General features: G+C 36.5%; 22 protein-coding genes, 1 tRNA gene and 2 pseudogenes. 6 read left to right on the forward strand and 19 right to left on the reverse strand.

Annotation, left to right across the window (positions count from 1 at the left end; all coding sequences use genetic code 11):
• Positions 1 to 81: 81 nt before the first annotated feature.
• Positions 82 to 768: a DNA/RNA non-specific endonuclease gene (locus tag ED2_RS01000; protein ID WP_016176775.1), complete on the forward strand. Its 687-nt coding sequence runs from the start codon at positions 82 to 84 to the stop codon at positions 766 to 768.
• Positions 769 to 1146, forward strand: coding sequence for a hypothetical protein (locus ED2_RS01005; protein WP_005876427.1), 378 nt, complete (start codon positions 769 to 771; stop codon positions 1144 to 1146).
• Positions 1147 to 1537: 391 nt separating this feature from the next.
• Here the strand turns inward: ED2_RS01005 and ED2_RS01010 are convergent, their stop codons facing one another.
• The 10 genes and pseudogenes from ED2_RS01010 to ED2_RS01055 form a co-directional block, all read right to left on the reverse strand.
• Positions 1538 to 2044 (reverse strand): nucleotidyltransferase domain-containing protein, encoded by a 507-nt coding sequence (locus tag ED2_RS01010; RefSeq protein WP_016176776.1) that lies wholly within the window; start codon positions 2042 to 2044, stop codon positions 1538 to 1540.
• 111 nt (positions 2045 to 2155) lie between these two features.
• Positions 2156 to 2501 (reverse strand): annotated as a pseudogene (locus tag ED2_RS01015) (VOC family protein).
• A gap of 241 nt (positions 2502 to 2742) precedes the next feature.
• Positions 2743 to 3903 carry an ABC transporter permease subunit gene (locus ED2_RS01020; RefSeq protein ID WP_005876421.1) on the reverse strand — a complete coding sequence of 387 codons (1161 nt, stop codon included), beginning with the start codon at positions 3901 to 3903 and terminating at the stop codon, positions 2743 to 2745.
• A 4-nt stretch (positions 3904 to 3907) separates the two neighbouring features.
• Entirely contained in the window at positions 3908 to 4774 is an 867-nt protein-coding gene (locus ED2_RS01025; protein ID WP_016176777.1) for an ABC transporter ATP-binding protein, read from the reverse strand.
• Positions 4771 to 5499 (reverse strand): hypothetical protein, encoded by a 729-nt coding sequence (locus ED2_RS01030; protein WP_005876417.1) that lies wholly within the window; start codon positions 5497 to 5499, stop codon positions 4771 to 4773. Before ED2_RS01030 ends, ED2_RS01025 begins: the two co-directional genes overlap by 4 nt.
• Positions 5492 to 6046 (reverse strand): RNA polymerase sigma factor, encoded by a 555-nt coding sequence (locus ED2_RS01035; RefSeq protein ID WP_016176778.1) that lies wholly within the window; start codon positions 6044 to 6046, stop codon positions 5492 to 5494. Before ED2_RS01035 ends, ED2_RS01030 begins: the two co-directional genes overlap by 8 nt.
• Before the next feature lie 7 nt (positions 6047 to 6053).
• On the reverse strand, positions 6054 to 7088 hold the full coding sequence (locus tag ED2_RS01040; protein ID WP_060789673.1) for an acyltransferase family protein: 1035 nt from the start codon (positions 7086 to 7088) through the stop codon (positions 6054 to 6056).
• 504 nt (positions 7089 to 7592) lie between these two features.
• Positions 7593 to 9038 carry a glycoside hydrolase family 1 protein gene (locus ED2_RS01045; RefSeq protein ID WP_060789674.1) on the reverse strand — a complete coding sequence of 482 codons (1446 nt, stop codon included), beginning with the start codon at positions 9036 to 9038 and terminating at the stop codon, positions 7593 to 7595.
• Between the two features lie 19 nt (positions 9039 to 9057).
• Positions 9058 to 10905, reverse strand: coding sequence for a beta-glucoside-specific PTS transporter subunit IIABC (locus ED2_RS01050; RefSeq protein ID WP_016176781.1), 1848 nt, complete (start codon positions 10903 to 10905; stop codon positions 9058 to 9060).
• 4 nt (positions 10906 to 10909) lie between these two features.
• Entirely contained in the window at positions 10910 to 11752 is an 843-nt protein-coding gene (locus tag ED2_RS01055) for a PRD domain-containing protein (RefSeq protein WP_016176782.1), read from the reverse strand.
• Between the two features lie 463 nt (positions 11753 to 12215).
• On the opposite strand from ED2_RS01055, the pseudogene ED2_RS16235 reads away from it, so the two are divergent.
• Positions 12216 to 12341, forward strand: a pseudogene (locus ED2_RS16235) (DUF3788 family protein); the annotation flags it as partial.
• A gap of 64 nt (positions 12342 to 12405) precedes the next feature.
• On the opposite strand, the gene ED2_RS01060 reads toward ED2_RS16235, so the two are convergent.
• From ED2_RS01060 to ED2_RS15570, 6 genes are all read right to left on the reverse strand, one after another.
• Positions 12406 to 13782 carry an MATE family efflux transporter gene (locus ED2_RS01060; RefSeq protein WP_016176783.1) on the reverse strand — a complete coding sequence of 459 codons (1377 nt, stop codon included), beginning with the start codon at positions 13780 to 13782 and terminating at the stop codon, positions 12406 to 12408.
• 80 nt (positions 13783 to 13862) lie between these two features.
• The gene (locus tag ED2_RS01065; RefSeq protein WP_005876402.1) at positions 13863 to 14282 is read right to left on the reverse strand and encodes a MarR family winged helix-turn-helix transcriptional regulator; all 420 of its coding nucleotides are present in this window, start codon (positions 14280 to 14282) and stop codon (positions 13863 to 13865) included.
• A gap of 366 nt (positions 14283 to 14648) precedes the next feature.
• Complete coding sequence (nagA, locus tag ED2_RS01070) at positions 14649 to 15797, reverse strand: N-acetylglucosamine-6-phosphate deacetylase (RefSeq protein ID WP_016176784.1); 1149 nt, start codon at positions 15795 to 15797, stop codon at positions 14649 to 14651.
• 74 nt (positions 15798 to 15871) lie between these two features.
• The gene (locus tag ED2_RS01075) at positions 15872 to 16708 is read right to left on the reverse strand and encodes a helix-turn-helix domain-containing protein (RefSeq protein WP_016176785.1); all 837 of its coding nucleotides are present in this window, start codon (positions 16706 to 16708) and stop codon (positions 15872 to 15874) included.
• 196 nt (positions 16709 to 16904) lie between these two features.
• Positions 16905 to 18122 carry a pyridoxal phosphate-dependent aminotransferase gene (locus ED2_RS01080; RefSeq protein ID WP_005876395.1) on the reverse strand — a complete coding sequence of 406 codons (1218 nt, stop codon included), beginning with the start codon at positions 18120 to 18122 and terminating at the stop codon, positions 16905 to 16907.
• 169 nt (positions 18123 to 18291) lie between these two features.
• Complete coding sequence (locus tag ED2_RS15570; protein ID WP_005876393.1) at positions 18292 to 18447, reverse strand: hypothetical protein; 156 nt, start codon at positions 18445 to 18447, stop codon at positions 18292 to 18294.
• A gap of 115 nt (positions 18448 to 18562) precedes the next feature.
• On the opposite strand from ED2_RS15570, the gene ED2_RS01085 reads away from it, so the two are divergent.
• A tRNA-Leu gene (locus ED2_RS01085) sits at positions 18563 to 18646 on the forward strand.
• A 187-nt stretch (positions 18647 to 18833) separates the two neighbouring features.
• Here the strand turns inward: ED2_RS01085 and ED2_RS01090 are convergent.
• The 3 genes from ED2_RS01090 to ED2_RS01100 form a co-directional block, all read right to left on the reverse strand.
• Positions 18834 to 19166 (reverse strand): putative quinol monooxygenase, encoded by a 333-nt coding sequence (locus tag ED2_RS01090; RefSeq protein WP_005876391.1) that lies wholly within the window; start codon positions 19164 to 19166, stop codon positions 18834 to 18836.
• 315 nt (positions 19167 to 19481) lie between these two features.
• Positions 19482 to 19679: a cold-shock protein gene (locus tag ED2_RS01095; protein WP_005876389.1), complete on the reverse strand. Its 198-nt coding sequence runs from the start codon at positions 19677 to 19679 to the stop codon at positions 19482 to 19484.
• 456 nt (positions 19680 to 20135) lie between these two features.
• The gene (locus ED2_RS01100; RefSeq protein ID WP_005876387.1) at positions 20136 to 20411 is read right to left on the reverse strand and encodes a hypothetical protein; all 276 of its coding nucleotides are present in this window, start codon (positions 20409 to 20411) and stop codon (positions 20136 to 20138) included.
• 345 nt (positions 20412 to 20756) lie between these two features.
• Between ED2_RS01100 and ED2_RS01105 the strand changes: the two genes are divergently transcribed.
• Entirely contained in the window at positions 20757 to 20966 is a 210-nt protein-coding gene (locus tag ED2_RS01105) for a DUF378 domain-containing protein (RefSeq protein ID WP_016176786.1), read from the forward strand.
• Positions 20967 to 21458: 492 nt separating this feature from the next.
• Positions 21459 to 22067: an aggregation-promoting factor gene (gene apf, locus ED2_RS01110; protein WP_016176787.1), complete on the forward strand. Its 609-nt coding sequence runs from the start codon at positions 21459 to 21461 to the stop codon at positions 22065 to 22067.
• Positions 22068 to 22076 lie beyond the last annotated feature (9 nt).

Consider the following 22076-nt stretch of genomic DNA (forward strand, 5'->3'; position numbering starts at 1 on the left):
AATAACATCGATTTATTTGTTCTTCGTGTTCTTCTTTGCCTGTATTTGATTATCGTTTATACTAATAATCGAGGTGAAAAAATGAAAAACTTAACTAAACTGTGGGGAACATTGGTCACCCTACTGATCGTTGGTGCAGCCAGCTGGTATGGACTTGATCCATCCGCTCACGATACTTCGCAAAATCAAGTATCTGAGAATACGAAAATCACGGATAGTTCAATTGGACACCGAAGTTCTGTATTACCCACTAAAGCAGACTTAAAACCCGTGGGAACCAACAGTGGGCCTCAAGAATCAGGTCCTGCCACTTTTACCAACAGCGAGCTAAAGGATACGTCAGAAGGCTGGATCAGCTACGATCCGTTTGATCATTTGAAACGACCAACTGGCGCAGAAGCTTTATTGAAAAAAGCAATGATCAATACTGGAACCAGTGCTAATCGAAAAATACGCCCACCTGGTTTCATCTCTGGTCCAAAATACGATCATTCCCGTGGTCATTTGATCGCAAAACAGTTTGGTGGTAGCGGTGATGACCCTAAAAATTTGGTCACTTTATATCAGTATCCTGTAAATGATCCATATATGAACTATTATGAATTAAAAATTCGTCATGCTTTGAATAAAGGGGAAACGATCCGCTACCGTGTGATTCCTCAATATTCAGGACAAGAATTGATCCCGGAAATCATCATTTTAGAGGCAAAAGGACTGGCACCTAACACAACGATCGATTTCAAAGTAGTTATCCCAAATAAAAAGTAGGTGTTTATTCTGTTTGAGCAGTTATCCAAAAAAAAATATTCCCTTGACGAGACACTCGAATGGTTAAGAAAAAAACAAATCGATGCTTTCGAAGAATTAGTGTTCTTTCCCCCACTACCGCATTTAAAAAATAGTATCTTTTCAACAATGGCTGACCAATCTTCTGATACCCTATTTTTCGAGCAACTATTCACTAACTATCGGTTGGTGGCTCGAACGATCGATGGCGATCATTTATTTGCGAATGAAGAACAAGTATTGTTGCTTCCACGTTCTCATTTTCCAGATGAGATTCTTCATTTTCATGCTAGTTTCGCCCATCTACTAATTAAATACGCAAACTCTACTCAATCGATCACTTATTTTTTCTCTAAATAAAATCATTTGATCGATTGGTCAGTTCAAAGGAGCACTACTTCAAATAAACCAAAATAGAGCGTGGGACAAATCTAAAAATCAGGTTTGCTACAGACTCGCGAATAAACGGCGTCCAAAAATCAAGTTTTTCGGAAATTTCAAAAAAAAAAACGAACAATACAAAAAACGTATTGTTCGTTTTTTTTCAATTTCTCAAACCTGAACGACTTTTGTCTCGACCTCTATTGGATTTACTCGATTCATCCTTGTATTGAATGGATACAACCATACTAAAAAACAGGTTTTTACTTTGTGGAATCTTTTTTAAGATACGATACCATTTCCAAATTAGCTATTCTTAGTGTTGTTCAGGCGGGTCCTCACAATCGCCAACTTCTTTTTACTATGTTTTTCAATGCGGAAAAGCGTCATTTAAATTTTTCAAATCAGCAATATCGATATCCCGCAAATCATATCCATCATGGAACAATCTTTGTCCTGCAACAGAAACACAAGGAATCGTCCTTCCTTCAAACACGCTATCCGTGAACCAATCCGTCTGCAACTCAAACCAACCCCCCTCTGGATTCGCCTGTTTCATCTCTCCATCTTCAGCAATAATAAATGGGTGGATATCTATAGTTCCATGTATCGGATGATGCAATTCGACACGGCTTGGGCGCTGATCCATAGTGATTCGATACCCTAAACTCTCTAGTTCTTTAATCAATAACCCCTCAAAAGCTGCATCAAAATCAATATCAACATCTCTGTGTTTCCTTGTTTGCTTGCCAATGAGGACATCGATACCCCAGCCCCCTTCTACCCAATAGTGGATTTTCAAGTTGGTCATCAGATCGATGATTTTAAGGAAACTCTCTATGTCTACCGTACTTTTTTTATTATTATTGGATTCCATTGCTTCCATTTCTTTCTACATCAAATCTAGTTCTTCTTTCGTTACATCTTCCCTTTTTCTTTGATAACCTGACCCAAAAATATATAAAAATTCTCTTATCTGTTGAAAAAATCATTTTTCCTCTTCGATGATCAGCATGCCCTGATCATCAAACTTCCAGTTAGGTCCATACGCAACTTCCCAATAGTAGCCATCAAGATCTTGAAAGTAACTACTGTTTAATTGCCAAAGTTATTCCACTAAATCCACTATTCGTGATAATGGATGGGTTGTCCGCATTTATATCCTTGGCCAGACTATCGATCGAATACAGTTCCAATTTAGTTCCTTGCGTATCAAAAAAGACAATCGGTGGATTATTATCCTTCTCGAATGTTCTGAAACCGATGTTTTTATAAAAAGCCAGCGCTTTCTGTATATTACTAACACCAAGACAAATAAGGTTGATTCTGTTCATCTTATCCCTCCGTTATTAATCTATTTTTTACGACTACTTTTTACCTTCTATGGATATTTCGAAGCCTTACTTTATTGCCCTCTTTAAAAAATGAGTATTCCCCTTAGAAAAGCTTCCGTCTAAGGAATTTATTTCTTTAAGATGATATCCCTTACATTTCTGTAAACAAGCAAGTATCCTTTTCCAAAAGGATACCATTTAACCAACCGTTGTTCAAAAATTTAACTAGTCGAGTCTGACATTACGCTAAGCTTAACTTTTTCATTCGTAAATATACCAACAAATCGCTCCCAAATTTCATTCCCAACATCACCATCGCAATCAAGCTGATATTAGCGATAAAAGAGTGAAAGAAAAACATGTTATCCCGACTCATCCATAACAATACTTTGTCGATTTCAAAAGTGTTGATTGGGAAAAGATAAAGAATTTTGTTTGGTAGACCAGTCACAAGAAGTTGCTTCAATGCTTGAGGGACAAAAAACAGCCCCAAAGAAATTGCCAACGCACTAAACGGCGAACTACACAAACTTGATACTAACATTGTAAAGCCTGAAACAAATAGTAAGCCGATAAGATGGAAGCAAATACCAAATATATATGTCTGTAACATATTCCATTCAAGAGGAAAATCGACTATTCGCCAATCTAGATTAGCCTGTACGCTTGTATCCCATCCACTAAATCCATAAAAACATCCAAATACAGTAAGAATAATCAATTGAGCTACCAAAAACGTACCGATAGTCAATACCGTGCCAACAATAATTTTTGACCGGATCATTTTTGTTCGACCAAATCTGGTGGATAATAACAATGTAACTAAATTCTTTGATGTATCATTTGCAAATAAGATGGAACAAAACAAGATGACAAATAAAGCAATCGGAATAAATGCGTTAGCGCTAACTTGTAATAGATCTGTCCAAGTCATAAAATTACCAATATAGATTGGAAATTTTTTTGTTTTATAACCGACATCGTGCATTGATAAGATCTTTACATTATCAATCGTATATGTTTTTTTTGCTCTAACTGAATCGATCATTTCCATGTAGATATCTTGTTCAGTAACAGGTGTAAAGGTATCGACAACCGTCCATTGGAAATAATCAAAAATTTGCTTTTTTTCTTTTACCTTTTCTTGGTAGATGTCCAAATAATCTGTGATGATCGTTTTTACTTTTTTATCTGTCAGTTCACCTTTGTACTTCTCTGCAAATTCTAGATTTCTTTCGCCAGCACTTCGCCCTGAAATTGATGAATGCTTGTCACTCATCAATTGTGAGTGAAAAAAACCAATGAATATGATAGCCATAATACTCATCAATAGAACGACCCAAGCACCAATGAATGATTTATTTTTAAAGATCTTTAAAAATTCAAATTTTAAAATCTGCATTCTCCTAAAACTCCGTTCTGAAATAATAGAGGTATAGATCCTCTAGATTTGCTTTAGCTTGGACCGCATTATTTGCTGGTTTTTTTGCGGATATTATCCGTAATACCACATCATCTCCCTCATATTTTTGATTACTGATAGAAAAACTGTGATAATACGATTTCATTTCTCTCTGTGTTGTTCTCACTTCCCAAACACTATTTTCAATATTTTTCAGTAATTGATTCACGGAACCACGATCCTGGATAACTCCCTTATTTAAAACAAGTACCTCATCCGAAATAGATTCAACATCCGAAACAATATGAGTGGATAAAATGATTATCTTGTTATCTGATAACGAACTGATCAAATTTTGGAATCTCACCCGTTCTTTCGGATCTAACCCAACTGTAGGTTCATCAAGAATCAACACTTCGGGGTCATTGATCATCGCTTGTGCAATACCTAAACGTTGCTTCATTCCACCTGAATATTTCTTGATTTTCTTGTCTTTTTGCTCCGATAACCCAACTAAATCAAGTAATTCCAAGGATCTCTGTTTCGCTAACTTTCCTCTTAAGCCTTTTAATGCAGCGATATAGAGCATAAACTTCAATCCTGTAAAGTCTGCATAATAACTGAAATCTTGGGGGAGAAATCCTAATACTGATCTAAACATTTCCTCATTTAACGAAATATCTTCACCATTGTAAATAATCTTCCCTTCATCTGCCTTAATTACTCCGCAAATCAGTCTGAACAACGTTGTTTTTCCTGAGCCATTCGCCCCTAGTAATCCATAAACACCTGGATTTAAAGTAACTGATACATTTGTTAAAGCTTTTGCACCATCAAATGTTTTTGTTAAATTTTTTATTTCGAGTTTCATATGAATATTCCTCCCGTATGATGCTGTTTCATCATCTGTTTGGCTAACAATACCAATCCAAGTAACGTCATTACACATGTAATTGCCCAATAGTGAACTGGCAGCTCATAGACATTTAGTAAACCTTCCAATATTATCGTGAGCCCAACCATTGCTCCCGAACTCCCCCAAAGTAAAACAGTAGATAACTTTTTTCGTAAAACAGTGAATACAGAAAAAAGAACGATACAAAAAATATTGAATGGAACGAATAAGAAAAGAGCAAACTGCAAAAAAGAAACTGAAAAAAGCTCTTTGGCAAAAAGTGAGAGTACTATAATCAGTAATAGATCAAAACTCCCAAAAGCAAGCATCTTCATCGTTGTATGTTGTCTCAGATCATACTTAAAGGTCTGTTCTAGCTCCCACATATCGCTGGTATAACTCTTGAACAACGCATCTGTAAAAAAAACACCAGAAAATAAAACCAGACCTGTTATACCTTTTAGTACATTCTCAAAATCCGTTTCAGTATTCGCATTTAAAAGTAACAGAGAAAAAATAAATAGAAATGTTTGTATCCCCCAAAGTTTCCATCCTACAAATCTTATCGCTGAAAAAAATAGACTTAGGTAAGATGTTTGGCTTAATTGATTTTTGAGCATTTGTTTTGTACCTAATTCAATTATCTTTTTTTCCAACTCATTTCGACCAGAACTTTTTTCTTTTCGCTCTATTTTATTCAAAATAAAAGTCCTCCCTTTTTAATAATCTCTTTAGCTTATCTAGGCCTTGTTGAATTCTTGATTGAGCTGTGGCCACGCTTGTACCAGTAACCATTGCTACTTCTTTCACCTTCATGTCATAGTAAAATCGCAAGATGAGTGCTTCTCGTTGATATTCTGGGAGAGCATCTAAAGCATTCTGGATCTCATCCCCTTTACTATCCGCTACTTCTTTATTTTTTGAGTTTAGATTGGAGTGATCAGCATAGGATTCATCAAACTCCGATTCTTCAAACTTCTGTTTTTTGCTGTAATTATTGCATGCATTTACCGCTACAGTGAAAAGGTAATTGAAAAATTTCCCAGAAAATTTATAGGAATCAATGTTACTTATCACTTTTAAAAACACATCCTGCGTCAGATCTTCTGCTAAAATCGTGTTCCCAAAAAATCTTCTTCTGCAGTAATTGAAGATTGTATCGTAATATTTTTCTACTAGTAGTCCCCATGCATCTACGTCTCCCGATTTAATTCTCAATATTATTACGTAATCTTTGATTGCTCTCACCTCCTCGCTAGTTTTTTTTATTTTGTGAAATCACTCTATTTTTTAAAAAATGAACACCAGAAGAGCGTTTCTTTACGTATCTGTAAAGTCTGATGCCTACTATAGGGATAGTGACCCCTAGTATCCCACGACAAACTCCGTACATAGGACTTATCTCATTTTGCACTAAATTAAATAATTGGATTGGAATCATGTGAAGCAAAGATATTCCTTGACTATAGGACTTTATGCTTTCAAAATCTCGATTTGTATTTTTAGAAAGTAAAAGAATAGCAAACAAGCAGCCACAAAATACAATCGTAAAATACATAAAATTCTTATCTATTCCTTGATTTCGAAAAACAAGAATTCCCTCTACTACTCCTAACAAACCAGATATGACCAATCCCAAGTAAAACTTATTTTTCCTTTCTACTAATCTATTTCTATTATCCGCTAAATAGCAGCCAACCAAAACAAAAATCGGATTGAAAAACAACCCATTTCTCGTTGTAAGGAATAAATCTAAATACTTATGTAAAATCGAAACTACGGTGTGATTAGATATATATGCTGAATATGTCTCCAATGAACCTACAATGAATAGTCCGCAACAAATACTAAACGTACAGCTATAACCAAGTTTATTGATACCTATTCTGACAAACAATAGTGAAAAAAGTAGAGCTGGAAAATACCACAGATGATAAAAACTTCCTGAATAAAGAAAGCTGAAAACTACGACTATAGGTAAATAGTTCCATTGATTATCCATTGACTGACTTATCAATTGAATGCCAAAAGGTATGTATAGCAGAAAAAATTTAAAGTACGTCTTTAGTATTTTTACTAAACATCTTTTTTTATAGCCTGACTTAGGGGCGTTTACGTGAAAAAAATAAGCATTATTGATAAAGAAAAAAGGGACAGCTAACCGACAGATCATACTTTTCAAGATGAAGTGTGCAATTGGGTTTCCTATAACCGTTCCAGAATGAATCATTACCACAAAAATAGTCGCAACAAACTGAGCGAGGTATAGTTTCTGATTTTTATTTTCCATATTTCTCCCTTCTGTTTTTGACCTTTCACTAGTAATGAACAACTAGGTTCCCAAAATCATTTAAACATTAGGGATTTTTAATAAAAAACGACCAGATTTTAAAAATGGACCTTAGATAATGGTTTCACTGACATTTTTTACCAGTGTCTATTATCTAAGATCCATTTTATTTTGGAATCATTCTTCGTATTCAACTATCATTTTTGTGTCATTTAAGTTAGAGTTATTGCTTGATAAAATGAATGTGGACAAATCTAAAAATCAGTTTTGCTACAGATGCTCAAATAACCACCGTCGTTTGCGAATTTTTCTATTCCTAAAATCTCATTCTCGGAACCAATAAAAGAAATAAAAAATCAAATGATTTTTTCTGGAATTTCTCATTCATATAGGAAGCTTTTTTCTCAATGCTATGACATCATTTCCAATTAAATAACCCGCCTCTCATAGTTAACGAGAGTATTTTTTGATCGTAAGCTAATCGATGACAATGGAATCTGTTTCTTATCTTACTATCAGATTAGCGCCATTTGATTCAATCAATTCCTTGTACCAATAGAAACTATCTTTCTTGTAACGCTTCAATGTCCCAGTACCATCATCATATTTGTCAACGAAAATCAAGCCATAGCGTTTCTTCATTTCACCTGTAGAGGCACTAACGATGTCCACTGCACTCCAAATCGTATAGCCAAATAAATCGACCCCGTCCTCTAATGCTTTCTCCATTTCAATAATGTGCTTTTGCAGATAATCGATGCGATACTGATCGTGGACCATTCCTTCTGACGTAAGTTCTTCAGACACTCCAATCCCATTTTCAACAATCATCATCGGTAAGTGGTAGCGATCATAGATATCATTGAGTGCAATGCGTAAGCCCACTGGATCAATCATGGCATTCCATTCTGTTTGTTCAAGATAAGGATTGTTTACACCAGAGCCGCCGATCATACTGTGTCCGTTTTTTTCTACTTCGTCATCCGCGGAGACGCATAAGGTCAAGTAATAACTAAATGTATAGTAATCTACCGTTCCTTCCGCAAGTATCGTAGCATCTTCTTCAGCAAATGTGATGTCAATTCCATGTTCTGCAAAGTAGTTTTTTGCATAATACGGATATTTCCCAGTTACTTGAACATCTCCACAGAATTTTGAATGCATGTTTTCTTCTTGTTTAGCCAATAGGACGTCGTTTGGATGACAGGTATATGGATATCTTGGCATATAGGAAATCATACAGCCCATATGGAAATGCGGATATTTTTCCCGTGCTAACTTTACCGCTTTCGTACTGGCGACAAATTGATGATGTAATGCCTGATATCGCATTTGTGGATCATCGGGTTGTTCAATGAAGGGAGACTCTCCAACCTGCAGACCAAGAGAAAGAAAATTGCCAATCGTTAATGTCGCTGTGTTTATTTCATTGAAAGTGATCCAATAGTTGACCTTGTCTTGATAGCGATCAAAAATTGTCGCAGCATAGTGTTCATATAGATCGATTACTTCTCGACTAGCCCATCCATTGTATTGTTCACTTAAATACGCAGGGACATCGAAATGAGCAATCGTTACTACAGGTTCAATCCCGTATTTTTTACATTCGTCAAACACCTGATCATAAAATTGTAGCCCAGCTTCATTGGGCTCTTGATCCATCCCTTTTGGAAAAATCCGCGTCCAGTTGATCGATAGACGAAAGGCTTTAAAACCCGCTTCTGCAAACAATGCAATATCTTCTTTATAATGATGGTAAAAATCCGTTGCTTCATGACTAGGATAGAGTAGCTCTTCTTTTACAGTCGTCGTAATTTGGCGTGAAGCAGTATGACTTCCTCCGCTGATAAGGTCCGCACAGGCCAAGCCTTTTCCGCCTTCGTTATATCCGCCTTCATATTGGTTGGCAGCAGATGCACCGCCCCATAAAAAATTTGTTGGAAAACTCATTTATCTTTTCCCGCCTTTCTTAAAATACTGCCAAAAATTGATCATTTGCGCTTACTTGTTTACTATCCGTCGCTGGTATGACATCCAAATAATCTGATGTATTCGTTACTGTGATCATCACAGTATCCTCATAACCTGCATCTCCGATCTTTTGTGAATCAAAACGCAGCAATTTCTGACCAGAGTGAATGTGATCGCCTTCATTGACCTCTCGAACAAAAGATTCTCCCTGCATGTTCACAGTGTCGATACCAATATGAATCAACAGTTCAACTCCAGAATCACTAGTCAGACCAATGGCATGATTTCCAGGAAAGACTGCGGATACTGTTCCTGAAAAAGGAGCTACGATTGTATTGTCTGTCGGTTTGATTGCTAACCCTTTCCCTAAGGCTAAGGAAGAAAAGGCTTGATCGTTCGTTTCACTCAAAGGAATCACAGTACCTGATAAAGGTGCTTCAATCATCGTTTCTGTCGCCACCTGTTTTAAAGGTGCTGCTTTTTGTTCTTTTTTTTCAGCAGTTTGATCACTTGGTATATTCGCATTTGGAAAATCAGCATCTTTCACCATGATCCAAGTATAACCAAAGGCAATAGCAAACGTGATCAATGAACCAATTACTGCATGTAAAACATTGCTATAGGATGGCAAAGCTACAAAAGAGGCAATAATAACAGTAGTATTAATGTTCATCAATCCGAAATATAATCCACCAGCTGCTCCACCTAAAATCATACCGATGATCGGTTTCTTCAACCGCAACGTCACACCATATAAGGCTGGTTCAGACACACCCATCAAAGCCGTGATTGCAGAAGAAAAGCTCAATTGTTTGAATTCAGTATCCTTCGCCTTGATTCCAGCAGCCAAACAAATCGCTGTTTCAGCTGCTAACCCCAAAAGCATTCCTGGTACAATCAAATTGTCGTAGCCATAAGTAGCTAAAGAAGTTAATAAAATTGGTGTCAATGTCGTATGCATTCCTGTCATCACAAGCAATTGTGCAAAGGCTCCCATAAACAAGACTGCCAATGGTCCAAAATTATTTGTTAAGTAGTTTAAGAATTCTGCTACGTAGTTCCCAATCATCACACCTAAAGGGCCTAAAAGCAATAATGCAAAAGGCGTGATCACAATCACTGAGATCAGCGGACGCAGGATAAACTTTACACTGTTGGGTAAAATTTTATCTGCAAATTTGTATACATAGGACATCAACCAAATACTTAATAGTACTGGAAGTACTGATGCGTTATAACTGACATTCGGAATCGCTAAGCCTAATAGAGAGATTCCGCCCTTTTGACTGATCAATTCGGTCAACCCCGGCATCACAAAAATAGCACCAATAAAGCTACCCAAAAATGGATCGATTTTCAATCGTTTGGCAACTGAGTTACCTAAAAATACCGGAATAAAGAAGAATGCTGCTTGAGAAACTTGATAAAGCACAAGGTATGTGTCATCTGTTTTTGCTAATAATCCGGAAAGCTGTAATAAAGACAATAATACTTGTAGCATCCCACCAGCCGCTACAATTGCGATCATTGGTGTAAAGCATCCGGCAATAAAATCTAATAACCGTGAAATAACTGATTGCTGTTTTTCAGCTGTTTCTTCAGCTGTTCCCGTCCCTGGTAATTGTGCATATACACTGGAAACATCTGGTCCGATAATTACTTGGAATTGTCCATTTCCTTCGACTAATCCAGTTACACCTCGTAATTGTTTGATCCCTTCTGCATCCGCTTTTTTGCTATCGGCTAATGTAAACCGTAAACGTGTAGCACAATGTGTAACATGTTGAATATTTTTTGCCCCACCAACTTTTTCATAAATGTCAGCAGCTAATTGTTTGTAGTCCATAACTTTACCTCTTTTCAATTTGTTCTGTCAGTTTTTGGATGTGCAAGGTTAAATAAATTTCTTCATTCTCAGAAATCGTTATGTTATAAGTATTTTTAATATAGATTTTGATTTTTCCAACACAGTGAAACGCTTTAGGATACATTTTTTCTACTTGCTCAAATAAATCCGTCTGCTCATAGCTAGGCATGGTATGATTGATCACATTTTGAGCAAAATAGTGTAGATGTGTGACAAATCGTGAAAAATGAAAGCTATTTTCGTCAAAGCTTTGAGTATATTCATAGCGAACGATAGTCAAGACATCTTCAATAAATTTTGTGATTTTATTGGTAACAGTCATATCTCTTTTCGTCGATTGAATATTTACAAAATGCAAGGCAATTGAAATAGCTTCTTCGGTTGGAATTTCCAAATCAAGTTCTCGTTCCAGTAATTGCACTGCGTACACCCCGATTGCATACTCGTCAGGATAAAAACGCCGAACCTCATATTGTAGCGGACTTTTGAAGACCATATTCTCCTTTAAGCGTCTCACTGTAAAATCAATATGATCCAGAAGAGTCAAATAAATATAGTCGTTTACTCTTAAGTGATAATTCTGTTTAGCATACTCAACGATTTGAGTAACTAACTTTACATATTTGGGATCACACTTGCTTAATTGATAGCTAAAATGTTCCAGCATCGCGTGGGTATCCAAGACAAAAATCTTTTCAAAATCGCTCTCCTCCACATCATCTCCTGTTTTTTTCTTGAAGCTGATGCCTGTAGAAAATCCGATGATTTCATTACTACCTTTTTTTAATAACACTACATTATTATTTAAAAACTTTTTGATTTTCATGTTTTCCTCCATTTTTAGGCACTAAAAAACCTCATACTCCACCCATCGGGTACAAGTATGAGGTTTGCCTTCTGACAGTAACACGCCTCAAGGTTACAGCACGTCTGCAACCGTTCTCTATTTATAGGATTATAATAGCACAGATAAAAAGTGTGTCAACCTTTTTTTGATACGCCACTATTAACCGTACCAAAGAAAGCAAGAACGATTTCATTTATTATTGAAAAATATCACTAACGTCAAACATCTACCAACTGAGATCTTACAGAAAGACCCTTTTCTCCATAAGTGAATCAGTTTCACCACTTTGTGTCATTTAAGTTAGAGATACCGATCGATAAAATACCAAGCTTTTGGCAAGATGACTATTTTCTTGGATGAAATCATTTCAATTAACTTTTTTTGCGTATCTTTCTACTTCTAAAACCTCATTCTCGGAACCAACCAAAGAAATAGAAAGAATGTGAGGTTGGGACAGAAGTGTTTAACTCCGAGAAATAAGAAGAAATGAACGAAAAGTGTTTTTCAAATTTTTGTGAATTTCGGCTTATTTCCGAAGGAGTTGCTTCTGCTCCCACCGTTTATTCGAGAGTCTGTGGCAAAACTGATTTTTAGTTTTGTCCCACGCTCGACCTCTTTTTTGATTACTCTTCTTATTGTACTTGCAAGGCTGGTAGCTCATTTTTACTCAATTTCCCCAAGTAGGGAACAAGCATGATTACACCAGCAATAAATGCGATACCTTCTGTAATCGTCATTGACCAGATCAAACCATCCAATCCGTAGAAGTGATGCAGTAGCAAAACAACTGGAATAAAGAAAGTGCCTTGGATCGTTGACATCACGCCTGTCTGAAATCCATAACCAGAGGCCTGGAAGATGCCAGTAAATAGGCCAGAGAAACCATTGAACACTGAAGAAACCAATTGCGCAGCCAGTATTGTCAATCCTACTTGGATGACACCTGGATCACTAGTAAATAGCTCCAACACAGGCACTCGGAATAGGTAAACAATGAGCGCAAAGAAAATGGAGATACCTCCGATCCACAACGAAACTTCTTTCAACGATTCTTTTAGACGTTTTGTATCATGGGCAGAAAAACTGTAAGCAAATAGTGGCATTGCCCCTAGGAACAAGCCCATTGTCAAAAATTCTGGCAACTGAGTGATTCGAACAGCAATACCAAAGCTGGCAACAACATTGTCACCATATTCAACAGAGAAATTATTCAATAATAAAGTTGTAACGATCATAAACGCCGATTTAAACAATTCAGAGATACCAATTTTATAGACTTCTAACCGATCTTTGAATGAAAGTCTAAAATGCTTTAAAAAACCTTGCAATGATTCACTTTTATTCTCCAAAAACCAAATATAATAAATTGTAGAGGCAAGATTTGCGATCACGATCGATATCCCTGCGCCGATTACATGGAGGTTAAAGATTAAAATCAGCAAGGCATCTAATATGATACTGACCGCAACACTAATGAACATACCGTACATTGATTCTTTCGAAGCCCCTTCTGAACGAACCAATTGTTCTAAGGCAAAGTTCAAGATAAAAGCTCCGCCACCAGCAAATAAAATCGTGATATATTGTTTAGTATAAAGCATAGTTTGACCATCCGCACCTAGTACATGAACAATGGGATTCATAAAAATAATCGCTACGATACCGATGATAATCCCCAAAATGATACTTGCGTAGAAAGAATAGCCAGCAACTTTCTTCCCTTTTTGGGTGTCCCCGTTACCTAGCAACCGTGTGATAAAGCTGCCTCCACCGACACCAAACATATTCCCAACGGCCATTAAAATGATCGTGATAGGCATCGCTAAGGTAATTGCGGACACCATATTCGTATCGTGGATCAAACCAATGAAGTACGCATTGATTAAATTGTAAATCGTTGTCGCTGAGATCCCGACCATCATTGGAATCGATAAATGAGCAATGGCTTTGCGGATCGGACTTTCTTTTAAATAGTAAATATTTGATTCATTCATTTCAAATTCTTCCATGGTAATTCCTTCTTTTGTTAGATTTTTAAATGTTAGATTTCTAACTATTTTGCTACAAGCAGGTAAACACTGCTTGTTGATTAAAGGCTGCGATCGATTTTTCTTAACAACTCCGTCAATTGTTGGACTTCTTCTTCATTCAGCGCATGGACCAATTCTTTCTCAGCTGCATAAAAGGCTTCATTTGTTTCATCAACTAACGCTTTTCCTTTTGGTAGAACGTAGATATTTTTTTGTCGCTCGTTATCTGCAGGAATGCGTCGCTCGATATACCCTTTTTTCTCTAACCCTTGCAACATACTCGTGATACTTGCTCCACGGCGTTGAAATACTTCTGCTAAGTCCTTTTGAATTAAACCCTTGTCTTCATTTTGCGCAATGTAAGAGATCATTCGCCCTTGTTGCGGAGTGACATCCATATCCTTGACCCGTTGCTCCATCGATTCGCGAGATTTGTTCATGATTGACCGTAGTAAATTGGAAACGACCATTTTATCCAAAATGAATCCCCCTTTTCAAAATAATTAGATATCTAACTATTCAAAATGAATATACACGCATCATACAAAATTGTCAACAAAATAATTATATTTCTAATTATTAGATACCTTACAATAAAGAAAGTACCTAGAGCCAATAGTTCTTCACTAAAAAAGCGGGGCAATAATCAAATTGTCTTTTGATCATCGCCCCACTTTTTATCATACTGAAACGCCTTCTATGAACCAATCATAAAAAGAGTTCCACTATTTTTATACATTTTTTATTTATAGTCCTTGTATTGGAGTCTAATTTATTTTTCCAATCGGTTATGCTCTACTTTATTTTGCTGTTAGCTGTTCCATTCACGCTTAAGCAATAGGAATTTAAGCGTGGAAACGTTCTACACCATCTAAATATGTGGCATCTAACGTCATATCAGGATTCAATACGATAAAGTCAGCATCGCGTCCTTTAGCAATTTTTCCGCAAGTATCATCGATCTTACAGCTGATAGCTGGAACTAAGCTTGCCATCATCACTGCTTGTTCTGGTGTAGCTAATCCCCAGTCAACGACATTTTTGATTGCTTCTTTTAATTTTAAGATACTTCCAGCAAGGTTACCAGACTCTAAACGTGCTGTACCTTCTTTTACTACTACAGGAAATTCGCCTAGATTGTAGTTTCCATCTGGCATCCCACCAGCCATCATACAGTCAGTGATCAATGCCACATGGTCATGGCCAGCTTTTTCCATTAGGATTTGTGCAGCATTTGGATGGACATGATGCCCGTCACAAATCAATTCTGAGAAAACATGTTCAAGTGACAATAATGCCCCAACCATCCCAGGTTCACGATGATTCAACCCACGCATACCGTTATAAGCATGAACAAAGACACTTGCACCAGCTTCAACTGCTTTTTGTGCTTCGTCAAGCGTTGCATTACTGTGACCTAAAGAAACAACCACGCCTTCTTCAGTTACTTGTTTAACAAACTCTTCTACACCATTACGTTCTGGAGCTAATGCGATCTTTTTGATCAAACCGCCAGAAGCTTCTTGCCATTCATGGAAAGTATTCAAATCTGGGTCACCAAAGTAACTTGGATTTTGCGCACCTTTATGTTCCTCTGTAAAGAAAGGTCCTTCAAAATAAATACCTTTGATTTTTGCTCCTGGAGCTTCTTGATACATCTTACCGATTGTTTCCGCAACGTCACGTAAGCGTTCTTTGCTTGATGTTAACGTTGTTGGCAAGAATGATGTAACACCACAAGACACCAGGCCTTCAGACATCGCTTTCACGCCTTCTGCATCGTTATCCATCACATCATGGTTCATATAACCATGGATATGTGTATCCACTAAACCAGGTGCGATCCATTTTCCGCTTTGGTCGATGATATTGACTTCTCCCTCTGGTGTTTTTTGAGAATAATCTCCAAAAAGTCCATCAGTGATTTCAAGATAACCTGCATTTTTGACACCAGATGCCAAAAAGAATTTGTCTGCATAGATAAATGTTCTCATTCTACTCTCTCCTTTGATTTGCTACCTTTAAGGTACTCTTATTTCAGAGAGAAGTCAAGAATGGTCTAAACCATTTATAAACTTTTTGAGATTTTTTTCACCGCTTGCGCTAATTCCTCATAGAACAACGCCTTATCTATTTCTCCTTTGTTTTTAAAAATCAAACTTTTCAAAATAAATAGATCGTTCAAGTAGTAATAGCTGTTCTTTTCTTGGACCCATCTGATTCCCTGATTCACCTGTTCTAAGGCAGCCTCGATTTCTCCTTGATGCAATAAAAAGCTTCCGTAGTTATAAAAAATCTGCGTAAATTCGCTCTTTGTTCGATCCTGGATCGATTCATGGAATAATTGGATGCTGCGGCTCAGATAATACCTTGCTTCACCACTTTTTCCAGCTACACCGTAAATTTTTCCAATACAACTGATCAATTGGATCTCTACATCTGACACTTGGATACGATCTTTTTGGCTTGAATAAGTTAACGCTTCTTTTAAATAACTAAGTGCTTGAGTAATATTTTTTCGAAGAGTGAACTCACACACACCTAAATAATAGTAATATTTCTGATAATCTGCTGCATCATAGAGATTTTCGATCATCGTTGATGATTTGATCACTTGTTCTAATTTTCGATAATCTCGCTGCTGGAAGTACAAATCTGTTAATTCGAATTGCTTCAAGGCAGAACGAACTTTTCTCTTTGATAAATTCATGACATGATCGATCGTTACCCCTAGTCGCTGGCAGATTTGTGCCATTACAACAACATTTGGTAATTCTTCGTTATTTTCGATTCTGCTCAAAACGCTTTGTGAACAGATATCTTGCGAAAGCATCTTTTGTGTCATTTTTTGTTCTTTTCGAATTTCTTTTATGATTGTACCAAAGGAATCGACTAACGTTTCCATAAGTATCCTCCTCAAAATATGCATATTCGCATTATACAAGTATTTTACTTTACGACTGAAGAAACATCAAGAAAAGACCCATCATAATATTTTAGTCTTCGCTAGTTTCTACTCCTCACTCTATTAGCCTTCACACCAAAAAGAGCCTAAACCTTTGCGTTTGGCTCTTTTCAGGTAAACACTTTTGCTTTGAATTTTATTGTTGTCGATAGGTTGATAAAAATTCACGCATTTTAACAGCGGTTGTTTTTAAATCATCCATTTTTGGTAGATAAACGATTCTAAAATGGTCAGGTTGAGGCCAATTGAATCCTCCACCGTGAACAAGTAAAATATGGTGTTCATGGAGAAAGTCTAGTACAAATTTTTCATCATCGAAAATATTGAACCGTTTTGTATCGATTTTTGGAAAGATATAAAATGCTGCTTTAGGTTTTACTGCTGAAAGCCCTGGAATATCATTGATTGCATTGTAGATATATTCTCTTTGTTCATAGATTCGACCACCCGGCAGAAGTAATTCATCCACACTCTGGTACCCACCTAATGCGGTCTGGATGATTTGTTGCGAAAGGACATTCGAACAAAGACGCATCGAAGAAAGCATGTTTAGTCCTTCTATATAGCCTTGTACATTTGATTTGTCGCCACTTAACACCATCCAGCCAACGCGAAATCCTGCCACTCGGTGTGATTTAGACAACCCATTTAAGGTAACGACAAAAAGATCAGGTGCAAGGGTCGCAATTGGAATATGTTCCCTACCATCCATAACGAGACGATCATAGATTTCATCTGAATAAATGATCAAATTGTTTTGTCTTGCGACTTCTACGATTTCTTCTAAAAGTTCTTTTGGATAGAGCGCCCCAGTCGGATTATTAGGATTGATGATGACGATTGCTTTCGTCCGACTTGTCACTTTCGCTTTGATATCTGCAATATCTGGATACCATTCTGCTTCTTCATCGCAAATATAATGAACTGGATTACCACCTGCCAAAGAAACAGAGGCTGTCCACAAAGGGTAATCTGGCATTGGAACTAAGACTTCATCTCCATTATCCAACAACCCTTGCATACACATAGTGATCAATTCACTGACACCATTCCCAGTATAAATATCGTTGATAGTCACATTAGGGAATTTCTTGACTTGACAATATTGTTGGATTGCCTTTCTTGCCGAAAAGATCCCTTTCGAATCAGAATAACCTTCTGACTCACGGGCGTTCATAATCAGATCACGAATGACTTCATTCGGTGCTTCAAAGCCAAAGGGAGCTGGATTCCCAGTATTTAATTTTAAGATGCTGACCCCTTCTTCTTGCATACGTTCTGCTTCTTCCAGAACCGGGCCACGTACATCGTAACTGACACCTTCTAGTTTATTGGATTTTTCAAATTTTCTCATAACGCTATCCAATCCCTCTTTTCAAAAAAAGTTAGAAATTTCTGATTTTTTATTATTTACATATTTATTCCAATATCATACTCTATTCTTTCCAAATTTGCTATATTTTTCATAAAACCAAAATAAAATTTGTTTTTTATTTAAAATTTTTATTGTCATTTTCTTTGTTTTAGCGATATTTATTCCATAGATTTGCTAACCAATCCATCGCGATGCCAATTATGATTCCAAGTACGATACCAAACATCAAATTTTCGAAAATCATCCCAATTGGAATCCCGATAAGCATCCCCAATAAAGCAAATTCACCATCGTATTTCTTCATGTTTCTACTCCTTTTTCGGCTTGACATCTAACTCATTTCTCGCTATCATTAATTGTTGTTTCTATTATAACGTAGGCATGCTTTTTATTGGTAGGACTATAATTTTTAGATTCACGCAGATGTGTTGGAATTGGCAGACAAGCATGATTGAGGGTCATGTGAGCTAACGCTCGTGTGGGTTCGAGTCCCATCATCTGCATAATAAAAGAGGGCAAGGAAAGTGATCAGCTTTTCTTGCCCTCTTTTTTGTTATAAAAAGTTCTTTTTGATTCTTTATTGTTTTCTCATAGGAGGAATACACGTCCCACCAAAAGAGCAACCATGATTCTCTAAAAAATGTATAGGGAATCTTATAAAAAAACGTAATAGTATTTTCAGTTATCTATCTACTTTCTGATAAATGTTGAATCTTCTTGAGGAATTCCATTTTCATCCGTTATATAGCGTTCTACTTTCATATGCAGATCATATTTTTCTCTCAGTTCAGCAATACGGGTCATCATAGGCGAATCATGATGATGATCAATTGCGCGTTGATCCGTCCAACTGTCAATCAGAAGGACCGTTTCTTCATCATCCATAGGGAAAAAGTATTCATATTTAAGATTACCCTTTTCTGCACGAATCGCATCGACAGTCCCAGTTGAAATCATTTCTTTTGCAAATCTTTTTGCGTTGCCATTTTTGCCACTATAATAGATATTCACAGTAATCGCCATTTTTCCGCCTCCTCACTTCTTATCTGAAATTCTTATAAGACTAAATCCTATGACTGAGTGGTATAAATTCCCTGAGCCAGCTGACTCCATAATGAGAACACTTTGCAGCTAGACGGCAACTGTTGCAAAACAGGCACCTCTCACTATTCAGCTTACAGATAGAGTAAAAAATAAAAAACAGACCCAATAAAGTATAAGGTGATATAAATATCTTACCCGCACTTTTTGAGCCTGTCAATTTTCATATGTAATGTATGGAGACAGTTTTACGACAAATAAAAAAACCACCCCATAAGAGGTGGTTAAAGTTCAACATTATTTTACGATATTTACTGCTTGAGGGCCACGTTGACCATCTTCAATATCAAAAGTCACTGCTTGACCTTCGTCTAATGTTTTGAAACCTTCGCCTTGGATAGCTGAGAAATGTGCAAATACATCTTGTCCATCTTCACCAGTGATAAATCCAAAACCTTTGTCTGAGTTAAACCATTTTACTGTACCGTTATTCATATATATTTCCTCCTAATACGTATATCATACGTGTTTTGTTGCAATTAATATTACTTAGTAAAAGGAGTTTTTATAGTGTGAATATATCGCTCAGATTACGTTTCAAATTAGATTACTTACTTAATATAGCATGGATATTCAAACAATGCAAGGATTATCTTCTATAAGTTCCACAAAATGTCAATTGATCAATAATGGATCATACCTGTAGATGACCAATCTTACTGATATAACGACCTCATCATGTTCAGTAAAGCGTGGGACTGCCATGTAAGAAACGCGTTTATAGGTAGCTTCGCTTTTTTTGATAACTTTTAATTCCCTCTCCCTATCCTCTTCATCTATAAAGAGAATTTCTCTCACTCGCAAAAATTATATTATATAGAAGAAAATAGTCTAACCACATCCTTCTAGACGATACGTTTTCTATAAAAAAGCTATGTTCCTTACAATCATCTATTTTGAATGATTTCTCTTTGGATACTTGCTTTTTTCGAAAATCACAGCAATTTTGGATTTACCTAAGACCGTATAATCCCTGACAACGAATTGATTTCGCTGGTTATAGTAGCCTTTCACATATAGCTTCATTCCCTCATCGACTTCTGCCAAGAAGTTTAGACTATGGGCAGCAATCAAACAGTTCACGTTATCTAAGGTAAAACGGATCAATGGACGAGCATTAAGTTTGAGTGTTCTGATTTTACTTACAGTTCCATATTTATGTTCCATTTTACTCACCTCTTACAATAATTATACGAACACAAGTTCCCTTTTGCAAGAATTATCTGCTAGTTACTTGATAAAAGTTTCTTGCTTTGTTCGAAACTTTTCACCTTCACCTATTAATCCTCCCTCTCAACTCTTATATGATCCACTCACCTTATGCTTTGAGAATGCTTTTCTTATCGGGGTTACCATTGTTAGGGTACGATCAGCACACAAACTTTATTCGAAAAATAGCATATTTTTCAAATCAATTGCTCCATCACTAAAATCCTCACAAGCAGTATTTTAGCCGTAGCCTCTAGATTCGTTTATAATGAACTTATTTCAGATAGGAGAGGAGAAATAACAATGAAAACATTAGACGTAATTACTTTAACACTATTGATCGTTGGGGGATTGAATTGGTTATTGGTTGGGTTATTAGAATTTGATCTAGTTGCTACAATTGCTGGCGGTTCTACAACAATTTTAGCGAAAGTCATCTATATTGTCGTAGGTATTTGTGCTATTTATTGTTTGAAATTCTTTCCGCTACTTACAAACAGAGTCGAACTATAGATCCATTCATATAAACAAAAGAGTGTAATAGAAACACTAAATAAATCGTAGAGGGTAAGATAAAAGTGATGTTGCTTTTATCTTACCCTCTACACTTAGTTAAACAGTGGTATCTATTTAAAAAGAAGCTACTATTTCTTAAGGATTAGAAATACAGATTTTTAGCGTTCTTTCTTATTTTTTGAAAATAAATCCTAAGGTATCGAACTCTGCTTTTTTATACTGATTCTCTAAAATCGGTGCAAATAATATAATTAACCTACCTATTTTACCTTTTCTTAATAGTTTGGCTTTGTGAATTTCATAAATTTAGTTACTTGATTTAAAAGAAAAGAAAGCTTTTTCAATTACATATATTACTTCGTTTATTACAAAAAACGTAGGTTTGTCACAAAGTGTCACGAAGCTATTACCTATGAAATATTTCCACGTGTTAAAGTAATCCTCGTTGAACACAACAAATACTTTTTAAAACGACGAAGGAGATTTTACATGAAATCACTTAAAACATTACTTTCAGGAACAACTTTGGCTGCCGGCGCTCTATTCTTTATGGGTACATCTGCACATGCGGACGAAGCTTATACCGTTCAATCAGGTGATACACTATCAACGATTTCTCAAAAATACGTTGGTGACAACTCCTTGATCCAAACTATTGCAGAACATAATTCGATTTCAAATATTAACCTGATCTATTCAGGTCAACAATTAACGATCCCTACAGGAGACCAAGCAGCAGTTGCAGAAACAACTTACTCTGCACCTCAAGAAACACAAGCACAACCAGCTGCCGCACCTGTCCAACAAGAAGCAGTTCAATCTGCTCCTGCAGAAGCAGCACAACCTGTTGTGACTGAAACTGCAGCACCAGCTGCAAGCACAAGCTCAGCGAAAGAATGGATCGCTCAAAGAGAATCTAGCGGTTCTTACACAGCAACTAACGGCCGTTACATCGGACGTTACCAATTAGATGCTTCATACTTGAATGGTGACTACTCTGCTGCTAACCAAGAACGTGTAGCCGATCAATATGTTACTTCACGTTATGGTTCATGGGATGCTGCCCAAGCATTCTGGTTAGCTAACAGTTGGTACTAAGAAGTACAA

Origin of the sequence: Enterococcus durans NBRC 100479 = LMG 10746 (assembly GCF_001544215.1) — a bacterium.
GTDB classification, from domain to species: Bacteria; Bacillota; Bacilli; order Lactobacillales; family Enterococcaceae; genus Enterococcus_B; species Enterococcus_B durans.